Consider the following 15,536-nt stretch of genomic DNA (forward strand, 5'->3'; position numbering starts at 1 on the left):
TTGGCTGATACCGACCGCATGCCCGACCGCCCCGGTGCCGACGACCCCGGTCGCGGCCGCCGGCTGGGCATCGACGTCGGCACGGTGCGGATCGGTGTCGCGGTGTGCGACCCCGACGGCATCCTCGCGACGCCGCTCGAGACGGTGCGTCGCGACAAGACCGACAAGCACCTGGCCCGGCTGGTGAAGCTGGCCGGTGAGCAGGAGGCGGTCGAGATCGTCGTCGGGCTGCCGCGCACACTGAAGGACCGGGCGAGCAGCTCGGCGCGGGACGCGATCGAGGTGGCCGACGCCCTGGCGGTGCGGGTGGCCCCGACTCCGGTACGGATGGCCGACGAACGGCTGACGACGGTCACCGCGCAGCGCTCGCTGCGGGAGGCCGGGGTGCGTGCGAAGGGGCAACGTCAGATGATCGATCAGGTGGCCGCCGTCGGCATCCTGCAGAACTGGCTGGACATGCGCCGCTCGGTGCTGGCCGCCGCAGAGCGCGAGGTCGGCGAATGACTCCGGCCGAGGACATGCGCCCGGACGCCCCGGGCGACGACGACGAGTGGGGCAGCAGCACCCGCATCAAGCCCGAATCGGTGGGCCGGCCGCGCCGCGGCATGAGCCGGGCCGAGCGGGTCCGCGCCGAGCGCAACCGCAAGCGCCGCCGGCGCCGCAGCATGGTGGCGTTGACGGTGTTCATCGTCGTCGTGGTCAGCGCGGTGTTCCTGGGTTCGCGCCTGTGGCACGGCATCTTCGGCTCGGGCAACGACTACTCCGGCGACGGCAACAACGACCTCGTCGTCGAGGTGCATCAGGGCGACTCGACCACCGCGATCGGACAGACCCTGTTCGATCACGGCGTCGTGGCGAACGTGAAGACGTTCGTCCTGGCCGCCGAGGGCAACAAGGCGATGACGGAGATTCAGCCCGGGTTCTACAAGTTGCGGACCGAGATCTCGGCCGCCAACGCGGTGTCCCGGCTCACCGAGAAGAACAATCGGGTGGGCCGCCTGGTGATCCCGGAGGGCCGCCAACTCGACGACACCACGGACGTCAAGACCAACAAGATCAACCAGGGCATCTTCAGCCTGATCTCGGCGGCTTCCTGCGTCGACCTGGACGGCAAGCGCAAGTGCGTGTCCGCCGACGAGCTGAAGAAGGCCGCCGGTGCCGCCGACATCTCGGCGTTGCTCGTGCCGAGCTGGGCGGCCGGACCGGTGAAGTCGCTGGGCCCCGACCACCGCAGGCTCGAGGGCCTCATCGCGCCCGGCACCTGGAACGTCGACCCGGCCGGCACGCCGACGTCGATTCTGGCGAGCCTGATCAGCGCAAGCGGTCACCAGTACGAAAAGGGTGGCCTGCTCGATGCCGGCGCCGCCGCCAACCTGAACCCGTACCAGATCCTCATCGTGGCATCGCTGGTGCAGCGCGAGTCCAACCCGCAGGACTTCGCCAAGGTGGCCCGCGTCATCTACAACCGGCTGGCGACCCCAGACCATCGCAGGCTGCAGTTCGACTCGACGGTGAACTACCCGCTGGACCGGCAGGAAGTGGCCACCACCGACGCCGACCGCGAACAGCCGACGCCATGGAACACCTATGCACGCGAAGGACTTCCGGTCACACCGATCTGTTCGCCCGGCCAGCCCGCCGTCGTCGCGGCGCAGGACCCGGCGCCGGGGGACTGGCTGTACTTCGTGACCATCGACCTGCAGGGCACGACGGTGTTCACCCGCGACTACCAGCAGCACCTCGCCAGCATCGAGCTCGCCAAACGCAACGGCGTGCTCGACAGTGCGCGATGAGAGCCGCGGTTCTGGGTTCGCCCATCGCGCATTCGCGGTCCCCGCAGCTGCACCTGGCGGCCTACCGGGAGCTCGGGCTGACCGACTGGACCTACGACCGCATCGAGTGCACCGAGGAGCAATTGCCCGGCCTGGTGAGCGGTTTCGGCCCGGAATGGGTCGGGGTCTCGGTCACGATGCCCGGCAAGTTCGCGGCGCTGCGCTTCGCGACCGAACGCACGCCGCGCGCTGAGCTCGTCGGCTCGGCCAACACCCTGGTACGGATCGACGGCGGCTGGCGCGCCGACAACACCGACGTCGACGGCGTCGTCGGCGCGCTGGGCGAGGTGTCCGGAGCGGCGGCGGTGCTGGGCTCCGGCGGCACCGCGCCCGCGGCCGTCGTGGCCTTGGCCGAACTCGGTGTGCGGGACCTGGCGATCGTCGCCCGCAATGCCGACAAGGCCGGGGCACTCGTGGAGCTGGGGGAGCGGCTGGGCGTCGCGACGCGCTGGGTAGCCCTCGGTGAGAAGCTGAATTCCCTTGGCGTGGTGGTCAATACGCTGCCCGCCGCGGTTGCGGGAGAGATCTCCGGGACCGTCGCGGACACGGCCGTGCTGCTCGACGCGATCTACGACCCGTGGCCGACGCCGCTGGCCGCCGCGGTTGCCGCGGCCGGTGGCCGGGTGGTGAGCGGCCTGCAGATGCTGCTGAACCAGGCCTACGCCCAGGTGGAGCAGTTCACCGGGATGCCCGCGCCCCGTGAGGTGATGGCGGCCGCGCTCGCGGCGAGCTGAATCCAGTTTTGTGTCGAGGGTGCGTACAGATCGTCAGATCCGCGTGTGAGGCGCTCTGGTTGCACAGTCGCGACCCGCGGCTCGGCTGGTAGAGCCGAAACATTCGTGTCGGGACGCCCTGCGTTCCGCACTTAGCCTCGAAACATGGGGGCGGGCTTGATTATTGGTGCCTGGATGATCGCGTTGTGTGCCTATGACCTACGCGAGCGACGGCTGCCGAACTGGCTGACGCTGCCGGGCGCCGCGGTGATCCTGGGAGCGGCGGTCATTCTCGGCCGGGGCCCCGCCGCGCTGGCCGGCGCGGCTGCGCTGTTCGCGCTCTACCTCCTGATCCACCTGCTCAGCCCACGGGCGATGGGCGGCGGCGACGTCAAGCTCGCACTCGGGCTGGGCGCACTGACCGGCATGTGCGGCGCCGACGTGTGGGTGCTCGCCGCGATCGGGGCGCCGCTGCTGACCGCGGGGTACGCGGCGCTGATCCTCGTGCGGCGAGCCGGACGCACCGTGCCGCACGGACCGTCGATGTGCCTGGCGAGCGCCGCGGCCGTCGCGCTCGGTACCTTTGCCTCACCATGACCACCCGCACCGCCACCACCGCCGACCTGCCCGCGATCGCCGACATCTACGCGCATTACGTACGCAACAGCGTGGCGTCGTTCGAGCTCGAGCCGCCCACGGCCGAGGAGTGGCAGGCGCGGTTCGCCAAGGTCTTCGCCGCCGGACTGCCGTTCCTCGTCGTCGAGCGCGAGGGCAAGGTCGCGGGGTACGCGTACTGCCTGCCCTGGAAATCCCGGCCGGCCTATCAGGGCACGGTGGAGGACTCGATCTACCTGGCGCCGTGGGCCACCGGACAGGGCGCCGGCAAGGAACTCCTCGGCGCGCTGCTGGACGCCGCCCGCGCCGCCGGCGTGCGTGAGGTCATCGCGGTGATCGCCGACAGCGGCGACCCGTCGTCCGTCGCACTGCACAAGAAACTGGGTTTCGACGAGGCCGGCCGGCTGCGGCAGGTCGGGCACAAACACGGCCGCGACATCGACACCGTGCTGCTGCAATGCAGCCTGGGCTGACGGATTTCAGCCGGTAAACCCCCTCATGGGACAATGGGACACGTGTTGCGATGGACCACAGCAGGTGAATCCCATGGTCGTGCCCTGGTGGCCATGCTCGAAGGCATGGTGGCCGGTCTCTCGGTGACCTCGGACGACATCGCCACGCAGTTGCAGCGGCGTCGTCTCGGCTATGGCCGCGGTGCCCGGATGAAGTTCGAAAAGGACGAAGTCACGCTGCTCGGCGGCGTTCGGCACGGCCAGACGCTCGGCGGCCCGATCGCCATCCAGATCGGCAATACCGAATGGCCCAAGTGGGAGACCGTCATGGCCTCCGACCCGGTCGACCCCGAGGCGCTGGCCAACACCGCGCGCAATGAACCGCTCACCCGGCCCCGGCCCGGGCACGCCGACTACGCCGGCATGCTGAAGTACGGCTTCGACGACGCCCGCCCGGTGCTCGAGCGCGCCAGCGCCCGCGAGACCGCGGCCCGCGTCGCGGCCGGCACCGTCGCCCGCGCGTTCCTCAAGCAGGCTCTCGGCGTGGACGTCGTCTCGCACGTCATCTCCATCGGCGCATCGAAGCCCTACGACGGCCCGGTCCCGCAGCCCGAGGATCTGGAGGCCATCGACGACAGCCCGGTGCGTGCCTTCGACAAGACCGCCGAGGAAGCCATGATCGCCGAGATCGAGGCCGCCAAGAAGGACGGCGACACCCTCGGCGGTGTCGTCGAGGTGGTGGTCAGCGGACTGCCCGTCGGCCTCGGCTCGTTCATCAGCGGTGACAACCGGCTGGACAGCCAGCTGGCCGCCGCCGTCATGGGCATCCAGGCCATCAAGGGCGTCGAGATCGGTGACGGCTTCGAGACCGCGCGGCGCCGCGGCAGCGTCGCACACGATGAGATCTACCCGGGCGCCGACGGCATCACGCGCTCCACCAACCGCGCCGGTGGTCTGGAAGGCGGTATGACCAACGGCCAGCCGCTGCGGGTCCGCGCCGCGATGAAGCCGATCTCGACCGTGCCGCGCGCGCTTGCGACTGTCGACATGGCCACCGGCGAAGAGGCCGTCGCCATCCACCAGCGTTCCGACGTGTGCGCCGTGCCTGCGGCCGGTGTGGTCGTCGAGGCCATGGTGGCACTGGTGCTGGCCCGGGCCGCGCTGGACAAGTTCGGCGGCGACTCGCTGGCCGAGACCCGCGCCAACGTCGAGAACTACCTGCGTGCGGTGCATGAGCGCGAACCGCAGATGTCCGGATAACCCGATGGCGCCCAAGGCTGTACTGGTCGGCATGCCCGGTTCGGGCAAGTCGACGATCGGTCGACGGTTGGCGAAGGCGCTGCAGGTGCCGATGCTCGACACCGACGCCAAGATCGTCGAGACCACCGGTCGCAGCATCGCCGACATCTTCGCCGAAGGCGAACCGGTGTTCCGCAAGATCGAAGCCGACGTGATCCGCGACGCGCTCGCCGAACACGACGGCGTCGTGTCGCTCGGCGGTGGCGCGGTGACGACCCCGGAGGTGCGGGAAGCGCTCGTCGGTCACACCGTCGTCTACCTGGAAATCAGTGCGGCAGAAGGTGTTCGGCGCACCGCGGGCGGCGGACGCCCGCTGCTCGCCGGCGACGACCCGGGCGCCAAATACCGCGAGCTGATGGCGCAGCGCGTGCCGCTGTTCCGGCAGGTCGCCACGCTCCGCGTGAACACCAACCGGCGCAATCCCGGTGCGGTGGTCCGCCACATCGTGCACCGGCTCGAGCAGCCGCGCTGCGACGAACACTCCCGGCGCCGCCGCCGCTCGGCGTGGCGCCGGCTGCCGACGGTCCTGAACCCCGGACCGACCACCGAGGCCCCGCCGAGCCCTGCGGCACTGGCGAAACGATTGAAAGGCTCGCAGTGTGACTGACGCTGTCGTCGACCCCGTAGTTGTGAATGTGAACGTCGACCGGCCGTACCCGGTGATCATCGGGACCGGTCTGCTCGGCGACCTCGGCCGCGTCCTGCAGGGCCGGCACCGCGTCGCCATCCTGCACCAGCCGGTGCTGAACGAGACCGCCGAGGCGATCCGTAATTACTTGGCGGCGGGCGGAATCGACGCGCACCGCATCGAAATCCCGGACGCCGAGGCGGGCAAGGAACTGCCCGTCGTCGGCTTCATCTGGGAAGTGCTGGGGCGCATCGGGATCGACCGCAAGGACGCCATCGTCAGCCTCGGCGGCGGCGCCGCCACCGACGTCGCCGGGTTCGCCGCCGCCACCTGGCTGCGCGGCGTGGACATCGTGCACGTGCCCACGACGCTGCTCGGCATGGTCGACGCCGCCGTCGGCGGCAAGACCGGCATCAACACCGACGCCGGCAAGAACCTCGTCGGCGCATTCCACCAGCCGCTGGCCGTGCTGGTCGACCTCGCGACGCTGGAATCGTTGCCGCGCAACGAGATCATCGCCGGCATGGCCGAGATCGTGAAGGCCGGCTTCATCGCCGACCCGGTGATCCTGGACCTCATCGAAGCCGATCCGGAGGCCGCGCTGGACCCCGCCGGAACCGTGCTGCCCGAACTCATCCGCCGTGCCATCGCCGTCAAGGCCGAAGTGGTCGCCGCCGACGAGAAGGAATCGGCACTGCGCGAAATCCTCAACTACGGCCACACTTTGGCGCATGCCATCGAGCGCCGCGAGCGCTACCAGTGGCGGCACGGCGCCGCCGTCTCGGTGGGCCTGGTGTTCGCCGCCGAGCTCGGCCGGCTTGCCGGACGCCTCGACGACGACACCGCGGACCGGCACCGCCGCGTGCTCACCGCACTGGGCCTGCCGGTCAGCTACGACGCCGACGCCTTCCCACAGCTGCTGGAATCGATGGCGGGAGACAAGAAGACCCGCTCCGGCGTGCTGCGCTTCGTGGTGCTCGACGGCCTGGCCAAGCCGGGCCGCCTCGAAGGCCCGGACCCCTCGCTGCTGGCGGCCGCCTACTCGGTGGTGGCGAAAGACTGAGCCGCGCTCAGTAGACGGGGTTGAAATAGTCGGTGCCGCCGACCGGGCATTCGACCTTGGCTTTCCACGTCGTGCCGGTCTGGATGCCCGGGAACCACAGATTGTGGCTCTGGTTGGCCTGCAGCTGGAACGGCACCTTGTACACCGGCAGGGGCTTGACCGACTTCCATCCGAACCACGGCTCCGCGGAGTAGAAGCACAGGCCTTCACTTCCGGTCGAGTTGATGTGGACCGTGACGCCCGCGGCGTCGCTTGTCGTATCGATCGACGACGCGGCCTGCGCGGTTCCTGTTCCGGTTCCGAGGGCGATCATCGCCAGGGCAGCTGCGGCGGTGACGAACTTCGTGCGGTTCATGATGTGCTCCTGTTTGGGATTTGCGGCTCCGGTTGAGCCGCTCTCACAGGTAGGAGCAGTTACGCCGCGGAAGCCTTACAACTTTTCGGCAAAAAAGATCGCGGCCCGTCTGATGACGGGCCGCGACCTTTTTGCGTGGCTGCTCAGGACTCGGGGTTGGTCTTGGGCCTGGTCTCGATGACCTCGGTCTCGCCTTCGTGACCCTCGACGGGGACCGCGACAGCGACCGCGGCGAAGACGTCGGTGTCGGCGCGCTCGCTCTCACCGGCGTGGTCGTGCTTCGGCGGCGGCGGGGCGTTGCGGTCGACCAGGTAGCGGCCGAGCGACACACCGCAGATGCCGCCCACGAAGACGATCAGTGCGGTGAACGCGGCGAACGTGGTGAGCTCGGCGGCCAGGGCGTCGACGTAGATGTTGTCGTAGAACTGGCCGATGAGCCAGGAGAAGAAGCCGCTGACGACGCCGGCGAACAGACCGCCGACCAGCCAGGCCATCGCCAGGTCCTCGCGGCGGTCGGGGTCCGGCTGCGCCTTCGCGTCGCTCTGGCCGTCGAGGACGCCCCAGGCAAAGGCGGCGAGGATGTACAGCACGACGAGCGTGACGCTGATGATCAGCGACTGTTTTTCCCAGGCACCGATCATTGCGCCTTGCAGCAATCGGACGATCACCATCAACGCCGCAAAGACGATTCCGCGCAGCAACCACTTACTCATGAGCAGACAGCGTAGCGAGTAGCGTCACATATCGTGACAATTTCCCACCGGCGCCACATTCTGCGTCGCCACCTGGCGGCCGCCGAGCTGGATGCGATCCTGATAACCGACCTGGTCAACGTGCGTTATCTGTCCGGATTCACCGGCTCGAACGCAGCACTGCTGATTCCCACTGAAGGGGAGACGCCCATCCTCGCCACCGACGGGCGGTACCGGACGCAGGCGGCGCAGCAGGCCCCCGACGCACAGATCCTCATCGAGCGGGCGTGTGCGCCTCAGCTCGTGCGCGCCGCGGCGGCGACCGGCATCAGGCGGCTGGGCTTCGAGAGCCACGTCATGACCGTCGACGCCCACGCGGCGCTGCAGCGGGTCAGCGGCGACGACCTCGAACTGGTCCGGGCGCCCGGCATGGTCGAGGTACTGCGCGAGGTCAAGGACGCCGGTGAGATCGCGATCCTGCGGCTGGCCTGTGAGGCCGCCGACGCGGCACTGAAAGACCTGGTCGAATCGGGTGGGCTGCGTGCCGGCCGCACCGAGAAGGAGGTCGGCCGCGAACTGGAGGCGCGGATGCTCGACCACGGCGCCGACGGCCCGTCGTTCGAGACCATCGTCGCGACGGGTGCCAACTCGGCGATACCGCACCACCGGCCCACCGACGCCGTGCTGGCGGCCGGTGACTTCGTCAAGATCGATTTCGGCGCGCTGGTCGAGGGCTACCACTCCGACATGACGCGCACCTTCGTGCTGTCGCCGGTGGCGCAGTGGCAGCGCGACATCTACGACCTGGTCGCGACGTCGCAGCGGGCCGGCCGGGAAGCGCTGGCGCCGGGCACGACGCTGTCGGCCGTCGACCGGGCATCACGGCAGGTCATCGTCGATGCCGGGTACGGCGAGCAGTTCTCCCACGGGCTCGGGCACGGCGTCGGTCTGCAGATTCACGAAGCGCCGGGAATCAACTCCGCCGCCGCCGGTACACTGCTTGCTGGCTCCGTGGTCACCGTGGAGCCCGGTGTCTACCTGCCCGGCCGGGGCGGTGTCCGGATCGAGGACACGCTCGTCGTCAGCGGCGATACGACACACACACCTGAGTTGCTTACCCGGTTCCCCAAGGAACTGGCCATCCTCTGATGACAGAGAGCTAGGAGCAGTACCCACCGTGGCATCTACCGCCGACTTCAAGAACGGTCTCGTCCTCAACATCGAGGGCCAGCTGTGGCAGATCATCGAGTTCCAGCACGTCAAGCCCGGCAAGGGCCCGGCCTTCGTGCGCACCAAGCTCAAGAATGTGCTGTCGGGCAAGGTCGTCGACAAGACCTTCAACGCCGGTGTGAAGGTGGAGACCGCGACCGTCGACCGTCGTGACGCCACCTACCTGTACCGCGACGGCGCGGACTTCGTCTTCATGGATGCCGAGGACTTCGAGCAGCACCCGCTGTCGGAGGCCCTCGTCGGCGACGCCGCCGGCTTCCTGCTGGAGAACCTGCAGGTGCAGATCGCGTTCCACAACGGCGCGCCGCTCTACCTGGAACTGCCCGTCAGCATCGAGGTCGTCGTCGCACACACCGAGCCGGGCCTGCAGGGCGACCGCTCGAACGCCGGCACCAAGCCGGCCACCCTGGAGACCGGCGCCGAGATCCAGGTGCCACTGTTCATCAACGTCGGTGACAAGCTCAAGGTGGACACCCGCGACAGCAGCTACATCAGTCGGGTCAATGCCTGACCGTCGCTCCGACAAGGGCCGGCACCAGGCGCGCAAGCGCGCCGTCGACCTGCTGTTCGAGGCCGAGGCCCGCGGAATCACCGCGGCCGAGGGCGCGAAGCTGCGCAACACCCTGGCCGACAGCGACCCCGAGGTGTCGGCGCTGAACCCGTACACGGTGACCGTCGCCAACGGCGTCACCGAGCACGCCGCCCACATCGACGACCTGATTTCGGCGCACCTGCAGGGCTGGACGCTGGAGCGGCTGCCCGCGGTGGACCGCGCGATCCTGCGCGTCGCGGTGTGGGAGCTGCTGCACGCGACGGACGTGCCGGAGCCGGTCGCCGTCGACGAGGCGGTCGAGCTGGCGAAGTCGCTCTCCACGGATGAATCGCCCGGCTTCGTCAACGGCGTTCTCGGCCAGGTGATGCTGGTGACGCCGCAGATTCGGGCAGCGGCCGCGGCGGTCCGGGGCGAGTAGTCATGGACGAGCCGCAGGACTGGGCGCCGTACTCGAGTGTCGACGATGCGGCGAAGGTCTATCTGCGCGATCCGGAGCTGGCGCTCGAGCAGCTGCGGTCGGTGGTCGATTTCCGGTCCATCAAGTCCTTCATCATGTCGCGCGGCGCGTCCGAGGAGTCCTGGGGCGACGCCGTGTGGCAGGAGGTCGTCCTCACCGACGGTGAGCGACTCATCATGTGGCGGGCCGACGACGACGCGAGCGGCGACGACGAGCACCTGCGCCGGACGCTGGACACCTCGGTGCGGACCATCCTGTTGTCGACCATCACCGACCACATCCTGACCACGCAGTTCGAGGTGCTGGGCGACGGTACGCGGCGCCTGGCCGAGGTACGACTGCGGATGTACACCCAGCTGATCACCCGCAGCCGGCAGAAGTCGGCCATCGACACCGACTTCTTCTGCGAGTCGTTCCGGTACACCAAGTCCGTCGATGACGGTGGCCTGGCCCAGATGCAGCGGCTGCTGCAGTTCGGCCGGGAGCTTTCGCACGCGTTGTAGCCCGTCTCCCGGATATCGGGAGCAATCGTGACCCACGTCTCAGTAACGCCGTTACAGTCGGACGATGGGAACCCAGCCACGAATGATCGCCGGAGTCGGCGAAGACGGTCTGCACCTGCACGCCTGCTGCCTGTGCGAAGCCATGTGCGGCTTGGAGATTCAGGTGTCGGACGGCAAGGTCGCCGGCGTCCGGCCCAACAAGGCCGACGCGTGGAGCGCGGGCCATATCTGCCCCAAGGGCGCTTCCCTCGGCGCGTTGCACGAAGACCCCGACCGGATCCGCCGCCCGATGATCAAGGTCGACGGGCAGTGGCACGAGGTCGACTGGGACACCGCGTTCCGCCGCTGCACCGAACTGCTGGCGCCAGTGATCGCAAAGCACGGCATCGGGGCGGTCTCCGCGTACACCGGAAACCCACTGGCGCACTCGTTTTCGCTGTCGCGGTACGCGGCGATCCTGCTCGGCTTGTCCGGCATGCCGATCACGTACTCGCCGGGCACCATCGATCAATGGCCCAAGAACCTGTCGTCGCACCTGATGTACGGCAGCTGGTGGGCGTTCCCGACCCCGGACCTGGAACGCACCGACCTGCTCGTGGTGATGGGCGCCAACCCCGCGGCGTCGCAGGGCTCGCTGCTGGCCGCCCCAGACATCATGGGCCTCATCGGCGGAATCCGTAAGCGCGGCAAGGTGATCGTGATCGACCCGGTGCGCACCCAGACCGCGGCCAAGGCGGACGAGTGGCTGCCCATCACGCCGGGCACCGATGCGGCGCTGCTGCTCGGCGTCATCCACACCGTGTTCGACGAAGATCTGGTGAACCTCGGCGAGCTCGAGCAGCACCTCGACGGGGTGGCCGAGCTGTGCCGGGCCGTCGCCGACTGGTCGCCTGAAAGGGTCTGTGCGGCAACGGGTATCGACGCGGAGCGGATCAGGGTACTGGCGCGGGAACTGGCCGGGACCCCACGTGCCGTCGTCTACGGGCGCATCGGCACCTGCAACCAGGAATTCGGCAGTCTCGCCAGTTGGCTCATCGACGTCGTCAACATCGTCACCGGCCACTTCGACGTCCCCGGCGGCGCGATGTTCGCCACGCCGACCGCATGGACCGTCACCAGCCAGACCATCCCGGGACTCGAGGACGGGGCGCCCAACTTCGGCCGCTATCAGACCCGGGTCCGTGGCGCCAAGGAAGTGCTGGGCCAGGTCCCGGTCTCGTGCATGCTCGAAGAGATCACCACCCCGGGCGAGGGCCAGCTCAAGGCCCTCATCACCGTCGCGGGCAACCCCGTGCTGTCGACGCCGGGCGGCGACAAACTCGACGAGGCGCTGCCGCAGCTGGACGCGATGATCTCGGTGGACCTGTGGCTCAACGAGACCACCCGGCACGCCGACGTCATCCTGCCCGGCCCCTCGGCCCTCGAGCAGGCGCACTCCGCGGACCTGCTGCTGGGTGCGGCGATCAACAGCTTCGCCCGGTACTCGCCGCCGGTATTTCACCGCGCGGACCCCGACGCGCCGGAGGAGTGGGAGATCCTGATCCGGCTCACCGGGCTGTGCACCGGCACCCCGGCCGAAGACGTCGACGTCGCCGCGCTCGACGACGGCTGGTTCGACTACCTGTGCTTCACGCAGGGACTCGACGGCGCCGAGATCCGCAAGAAGTACGACCACGGCGGCCCCGAGCGCATGCTCGACCTGACGCTGCGGACCGCCGCGTTCGGCGACCGGTACGGCGAGAACCCCGACGGGCTGACGCTCGAGAAGCTCAAGGCCCACCCCGACGGCATCAACTACGGCCCCATGGTGCCGCGCGTGCCCGAGGTGCTGGGTACCGCCGACAAGAAGATCCGCGTGGCCCCGCAGTACCTGCTCGACGACCTGCCACGGCTCGCCGCGCGGCTGGAGCGCCCGGCCGACGAGCTGGTGCTGGTGAGCCGGCGGCACCTGCGGTCCAACAACTCCTGGCTGCACAACGTCGGCGCGCTGATGAAGGGCCGCGACCGCTGCACGCTGCTCATGCACGCCCGCGACGCCGCCGCGCGGGGCATCGCGGACGGCGACAACGCCGAAGTCGCTTCTGGCGCAGGCAAGATCGTCGTACCCGTCGAGGTGACCGACGCGATCAAGCCCGGCGTGGTGTCCATGCCGCACGGCTGGGGACACGGGCAGCCCGGCACCCGGCTGGGGATCGCCAACGCGTCGCCCGGGGTGAACACCAACGTCCTGTCGCTGCCGGACTTCCTCGACGAGCCGTCCGGCAACGGCGCGCTCAACGGGATTCCGGTGACGGTGTCGGCGGCGGGGAGTTAGCGGCCGCGTTCTGCGTGTTGACTGTGCGGCCCGTCGAGTGCGCGGAGAGGTCCTTGGTTTCAATCGCAAGACACTGTTGAACGTTCTGATTGAAGCCAGGTACTTCTTCGGGGCTCAGACTCAAGCGGTCGCTGCAACACCTGATTGGTTGAGGGGTGTTGTTCAGTGGGGTTTCGTCAGCAGGGCAGCAAAGATGTGTCGGCGGGATGTCGTGAGGTTTTCCTTGAGGCGTTGGAGTCGGGGTTGTCCCGCTCGGCAGCGGCCACGGTCGCGGGCGTGTCTCATACAACCGGTAACAAGTGGGCTGCGGACGCTGGTATTGCAGTAGTCATCAAGCATCGGTCGGTTCGATATCCGCGGGAGGTGCACGAGGCGTTCTGGGCTGCGGTGCGCTCGGGGTCTGCGGTGTTGGACGCGGCAGTCGCTGTCGGTGTGTCGCAATCGGCTGCCGCCCTGTGGGTGCAAAAGGCTGGTTGGGTGCCAAGGACTCTCGCTCCTGCCCCGGAACTAGCCTCTGCACCGCGCCGGCCCCGGGCTCCGCTGACGTTCATCGAGCGGTATCGCCTCGAGGAGCTCCTCGAGGCAGGTTGCACGCCGGGCCAAGCAGCCAAAGTGTTGATGCGCCACCCCGATACGGTGGGCCGTGAAATTGATCGAGGGATGACCCGCGCTGGATACCGGGCCACGGTTGGCCAGGATGTATCTCAGACCAATCGCCAACGACCCAAGACGCGCAAGCTTGAGACCAACCCTGCGTTGTTGGACGAGGTGGTGGCACGCTTGAAACGGCACGACAGCCCCGAGCAGATCGCGGGCCGGTTGCGCCTGGATTTTCCCGACGATCCGGAGATGTGGGTGTCGCACGAAACGATCTACCAGGCCCTGTACGTGCAGCCCCGCGGCGAGTTGGCCCGGCTGGTCAAACAGGCGTTGCGGTCGGGCAAGACGCAACGAAAACCTCAAGGCCGCAATGAAACTAGTTCTGGCCCCGGGCAGATCAAGGACATGCTCAACATCAGTGACCGCCCGAAGGAAGCTGATGACCGCGCGATCCCTGGGCATTGGGAAGGCGATTTGATCCTGGGTAGCACCGCATCAGGCTCGGCGATCGGCACCCTGGTCGAGCGGACCACCGGGTTCGTGGTGCTGCTGCACCTGCCCGGCGATCGCACCGCGGCCACGCTGGCTGCGGCAATGACCGCCAAGGTTCCCGAGATCCCCGAGATCCTGCGCCGCTCCTTGACCTGGGACCAGGGCAAGGAAATGGCCAAACACGCCGACATCACCAAAGCCCTCGGCCTGCCCATCTACTTCTGCGACCCGCACAGCCCCTGGCAGCGTGGCACCAACGAGAACACCAATGGTCTCCTGCGGCAGTACTTTCCGAAAGGCACCGACCTGTCGTTCTACGGACCCGGGTGGCTCGATCAGGTCGCCGCTGAACTCAACGCACGGCCCCGCAAACGCCACGGATGGCGCACACCAGCCGAAGAACTCGACCGACTACTCTCAGACCCGTCCACATTCGTTGCAGCCACCGCCTGAATCCAAGGGGGGTCAGCGGTCCCTGAGTTCAATCACCACGGCGGATTGTCATCAGGATTGAACTCACGCACTTTCGCGGAGTCGAAGGTTGTGGCCGCGGGTGAACGCTGTTGAATTCATCGAGATTCGAACTATCGGCCGTTCTCAAGGTGGCGCAATAGCCCGCGAACTCAGGGTTTCCGCAGGTCAGGTGTGGATTGAGGCGGCGGAATACGGGTACCGTCGAACCACCCGATTCGGGGGTGCAGACCTGATCGCCGCGGGTCCCTAGGTTCAAGCGCATGCCCGAGTCCTCCCCGTCGCTTCGCTCGCCCCAGGCGACCGATCCGACCCCACTGCGCCGGCGCGCCGACCGCGCCCGCCAGGTGGCCGACGTGCTGCGCCATCAGGTGCGCGACGGCGTCTACGCGGCGGGCCTGCCCGGTGAGGCCGAACTGGTGGCCGAGTTCTCGGTATCCCGCAACACCGTGCGCGAGGCGCTGGCGATCCTCAAGGCCGAGGGCCTCATCGACCGGGGTCCACGCGTCGGCACTCACGTGGCGCAGCGCAAATACGATCACGGCCTGCACGCGCTGGTCGGGCTGAAGGAGACCTTCAAGGACTACGGCGAGGTCCGCAACGAGGTCCGCGCCGCCACGCAGTTGCCGGCGCCCGCTGCGGTCGCGCGCCGCCTACAGCTGACTCCCGGTGAGCCCGTCGTGTTCATCGAACGGCTGCGCTATCTGGGCGACCTGCCGCTGAGCCTGGATCTGACGTACCTGGTGCCCGACATCGGTGCCGCGGTCCTCGATCACTCGCTGGAGACCAACGACGTGTTCGCGTTGATCGAGCAGGTCACCGAACAGCGGCTGGGCTCCGCCGACATTGCGCTGGAAGCGGTTTCGGCCGACCCACACACCGCGGCCACGCTGGACATCCCGGCGGGCGGCGCGATCCTGATGCTCGAACGGCTCACGACCCTCGACGACGGGCGTCCCGTCGACCTCGAATACATCCGACTGCGTGGTGACCGAATCACCATGCGCGGCAACCTGTTACGGAGTGAATCATGACGCTGGTCAACAACCAACGAGCCGATGTCCCGGTCACGATCGACGAGTCGCTGTGTATCGAGGGCTGCACCCTGTGCGTCGACGTCTGTCCGCTCGACTCGCTGGCCATCAACCCCGACAACGGCAAGGCGTACATGCACGTTGACGAGTGCTGGTACTGCGGTCCGTGTGCTGCGCGCTGCCCAACCGGCGCCGTATCCGTCAACATGCCCTACCTCATCCGTTAAGGAACA

At 68.3% G+C, this 15,536-nt stretch carries 18 protein-coding genes; 16 read left to right on the forward strand and 2 right to left on the reverse strand.

All coding sequences use genetic code 11. The features are described from left to right. From ruvX to aroB, 8 genes are all read left to right on the forward strand, one after another. Nucleotides 1-504, forward strand: a complete 504-nt coding sequence (gene ruvX, locus VXD91_RS13415) for a Holliday junction resolvase RuvX (RefSeq protein WP_346415626.1) — start codon at nucleotides 1-3, stop codon at nucleotides 502-504. Continuing rightward, nucleotides 501-1,793 carry an endolytic transglycosylase MltG gene (locus VXD91_RS13420; RefSeq protein ID WP_244872565.1) on the forward strand — a complete coding sequence of 431 codons (1,293 nt, stop codon included), beginning with the start codon at nucleotides 501-503 and terminating at the stop codon, nucleotides 1,791-1,793. The genes ruvX and VXD91_RS13420 overlap by 4 nt, the downstream gene beginning before the upstream one ends. Continuing rightward, nucleotides 1,790-2,566, forward strand: coding sequence for a shikimate dehydrogenase (locus VXD91_RS13425; RefSeq protein WP_346415627.1), 777 nt, complete (start codon nucleotides 1,790-1,792; stop codon nucleotides 2,564-2,566). Before VXD91_RS13420 ends, VXD91_RS13425 begins: the two co-directional genes overlap by 4 nt. A 144-nt stretch (nucleotides 2,567-2,710) precedes the next feature. After that, the gene (locus VXD91_RS13430; protein ID WP_346415628.1) at nucleotides 2,711-3,142 is read left to right on the forward strand and encodes an A24 family peptidase; all 432 of its coding nucleotides are present in this window, start codon (nucleotides 2,711-2,713) and stop codon (nucleotides 3,140-3,142) included. Further along, nucleotides 3,139-3,633 carry an N-acetyltransferase family protein gene (locus VXD91_RS13435; protein ID WP_346415629.1) on the forward strand — a complete coding sequence of 165 codons (495 nt, stop codon included), beginning with the start codon at nucleotides 3,139-3,141 and terminating at the stop codon, nucleotides 3,631-3,633. The genes VXD91_RS13430 and VXD91_RS13435 overlap by 4 nt, the downstream gene beginning before the upstream one ends. Before the next feature lie 42 nt (nucleotides 3,634-3,675). Beyond that, on the forward strand, nucleotides 3,676-4,872 hold the full coding sequence (aroC, locus tag VXD91_RS13440; protein ID WP_212811572.1) for a chorismate synthase: 1,197 nt from the start codon (nucleotides 3,676-3,678) through the stop codon (nucleotides 4,870-4,872). A 4-nt stretch (nucleotides 4,873-4,876) separates the two neighbouring features. Then, nucleotides 4,877-5,518, forward strand: coding sequence for a shikimate kinase (locus VXD91_RS13445; RefSeq protein ID WP_061006688.1), 642 nt, complete (start codon nucleotides 4,877-4,879; stop codon nucleotides 5,516-5,518). Next, nucleotides 5,511-6,602: a 3-dehydroquinate synthase gene (gene aroB, locus VXD91_RS13450; RefSeq protein ID WP_346415630.1), complete on the forward strand. Its 1,092-nt coding sequence runs from the start codon at nucleotides 5,511-5,513 to the stop codon at nucleotides 6,600-6,602. Before VXD91_RS13445 ends, aroB begins: the two co-directional genes overlap by 8 nt. A gap of 7 nt (nucleotides 6,603-6,609) precedes the next feature. Here aroB and VXD91_RS13455 read toward each other — a convergent pair whose 3' ends face one another. Continuing rightward, on the reverse strand, nucleotides 6,610-6,957 hold the full coding sequence (locus VXD91_RS13455; protein ID WP_053853629.1) for a hypothetical protein: 348 nt from the start codon (nucleotides 6,955-6,957) through the stop codon (nucleotides 6,610-6,612). Nucleotides 6,958-7,100: 143 nt separating this feature from the next. Next, complete coding sequence (locus tag VXD91_RS13460) at nucleotides 7,101-7,670, reverse strand: B-4DMT family transporter (protein WP_212811570.1); 570 nt, start codon at nucleotides 7,668-7,670, stop codon at nucleotides 7,101-7,103. Between the two features lie 33 nt (nucleotides 7,671-7,703). Here VXD91_RS13460 and VXD91_RS13465 point away from each other — a divergent pair, with 33 nt between their 5' ends. From VXD91_RS13465 to VXD91_RS13500, 8 genes are all read left to right on the forward strand, one after another. Further along, nucleotides 7,704-8,798, forward strand: coding sequence for a Xaa-Pro peptidase family protein (locus tag VXD91_RS13465; RefSeq protein WP_346415631.1), 1,095 nt, complete (start codon nucleotides 7,704-7,706; stop codon nucleotides 8,796-8,798). Between the two features lie 28 nt (nucleotides 8,799-8,826). After that, entirely contained in the window at nucleotides 8,827-9,390 is a 564-nt protein-coding gene (gene efp, locus VXD91_RS13470) for an elongation factor P (RefSeq protein WP_212811568.1), read from the forward strand. Then, a complete protein-coding gene (gene nusB / locus VXD91_RS13475; RefSeq protein ID WP_020101665.1) occupies nucleotides 9,383-9,850 on the forward strand; it encodes a transcription antitermination factor NusB in 468 nt (155 codons plus the stop codon). Before efp ends, nusB begins: the two co-directional genes overlap by 8 nt. A 2-nt stretch (nucleotides 9,851-9,852) precedes the next feature. Beyond that, nucleotides 9,853-10,392, forward strand: coding sequence for a hypothetical protein (locus VXD91_RS13480; protein ID WP_212811567.1), 540 nt, complete (start codon nucleotides 9,853-9,855; stop codon nucleotides 10,390-10,392). A 64-nt stretch (nucleotides 10,393-10,456) separates the two neighbouring features. Continuing rightward, nucleotides 10,457-12,706 (forward strand): molybdopterin-dependent oxidoreductase, encoded by a 2,250-nt coding sequence (locus tag VXD91_RS13485; RefSeq protein ID WP_346415632.1) that lies wholly within the window; start codon nucleotides 10,457-10,459, stop codon nucleotides 12,704-12,706. 165 nt (nucleotides 12,707-12,871) lie between these two features. Then, entirely contained in the window at nucleotides 12,872-14,251 is a 1,380-nt protein-coding gene (locus VXD91_RS13490; RefSeq protein WP_346415633.1) for an IS30 family transposase, read from the forward strand. A gap of 281 nt (nucleotides 14,252-14,532) precedes the next feature. After that, nucleotides 14,533-15,303 carry a GntR family transcriptional regulator gene (locus VXD91_RS13495; RefSeq protein ID WP_346415634.1) on the forward strand — a complete coding sequence of 257 codons (771 nt, stop codon included), beginning with the start codon at nucleotides 14,533-14,535 and terminating at the stop codon, nucleotides 15,301-15,303. Continuing rightward, entirely contained in the window at nucleotides 15,300-15,530 is a 231-nt protein-coding gene (locus VXD91_RS13500; protein ID WP_061006677.1) for a ferredoxin family protein, read from the forward strand. The genes VXD91_RS13495 and VXD91_RS13500 overlap by 4 nt, the downstream gene beginning before the upstream one ends. Nucleotides 15,531-15,536: the final 6 nt, after the last annotated feature.

This window comes from Mycobacterium sp. SM3041 (assembly GCF_039668335.1).
Taxonomy (GTDB): domain Bacteria; phylum Actinomycetota; class Actinomycetes; order Mycobacteriales; family Mycobacteriaceae; genus Mycobacterium.

Coding starts and splice junctions, on each gene's coding strand:
- VXD91_RS13420 (WP_244872565.1), top strand. CDS start 501: ATGACTCCGGCCGAGGACATGCGCCCGGACGCCCCGGGCGACGACGAC.
- VXD91_RS13485 (WP_346415632.1), top strand. CDS start 10,457: ATGGGAACCCAGCCACGAATGATCGCCGGAGTCGGCGAAGACGGTCTG.
- VXD91_RS13425 (WP_346415627.1), top strand. CDS start 1,790: ATGAGAGCCGCGGTTCTGGGTTCGCCCATCGCGCATTCGCGGTCCCCG.
- nusB (WP_020101665.1), top strand. CDS start 9,383: ATGCCTGACCGTCGCTCCGACAAGGGCCGGCACCAGGCGCGCAAGCGC.
- VXD91_RS13495 (WP_346415634.1), top strand. CDS start 14,533: ATGCCCGAGTCCTCCCCGTCGCTTCGCTCGCCCCAGGCGACCGATCCG.
- VXD91_RS13480 (WP_212811567.1), top strand. CDS start 9,853: ATGGACGAGCCGCAGGACTGGGCGCCGTACTCGAGTGTCGACGATGCG.
- VXD91_RS13460 (WP_212811570.1), bottom strand. CDS start 7,670: ATGAGTAAGTGGTTGCTGCGCGGAATCGTCTTTGCGGCGTTGATGGTG.
- VXD91_RS13455 (WP_053853629.1), bottom strand. CDS start 6,957: ATGAACCGCACGAAGTTCGTCACCGCCGCAGCTGCCCTGGCGATGATC.
- VXD91_RS13430 (WP_346415628.1), top strand. CDS start 2,711: ATGGGGGCGGGCTTGATTATTGGTGCCTGGATGATCGCGTTGTGTGCC.
- VXD91_RS13500 (WP_061006677.1), top strand. CDS start 15,300: ATGACGCTGGTCAACAACCAACGAGCCGATGTCCCGGTCACGATCGAC.
- VXD91_RS13435 (WP_346415629.1), top strand. CDS start 3,139: ATGACCACCCGCACCGCCACCACCGCCGACCTGCCCGCGATCGCCGAC.
- VXD91_RS13445 (WP_061006688.1), top strand. CDS start 4,877: ATGGCGCCCAAGGCTGTACTGGTCGGCATGCCCGGTTCGGGCAAGTCG.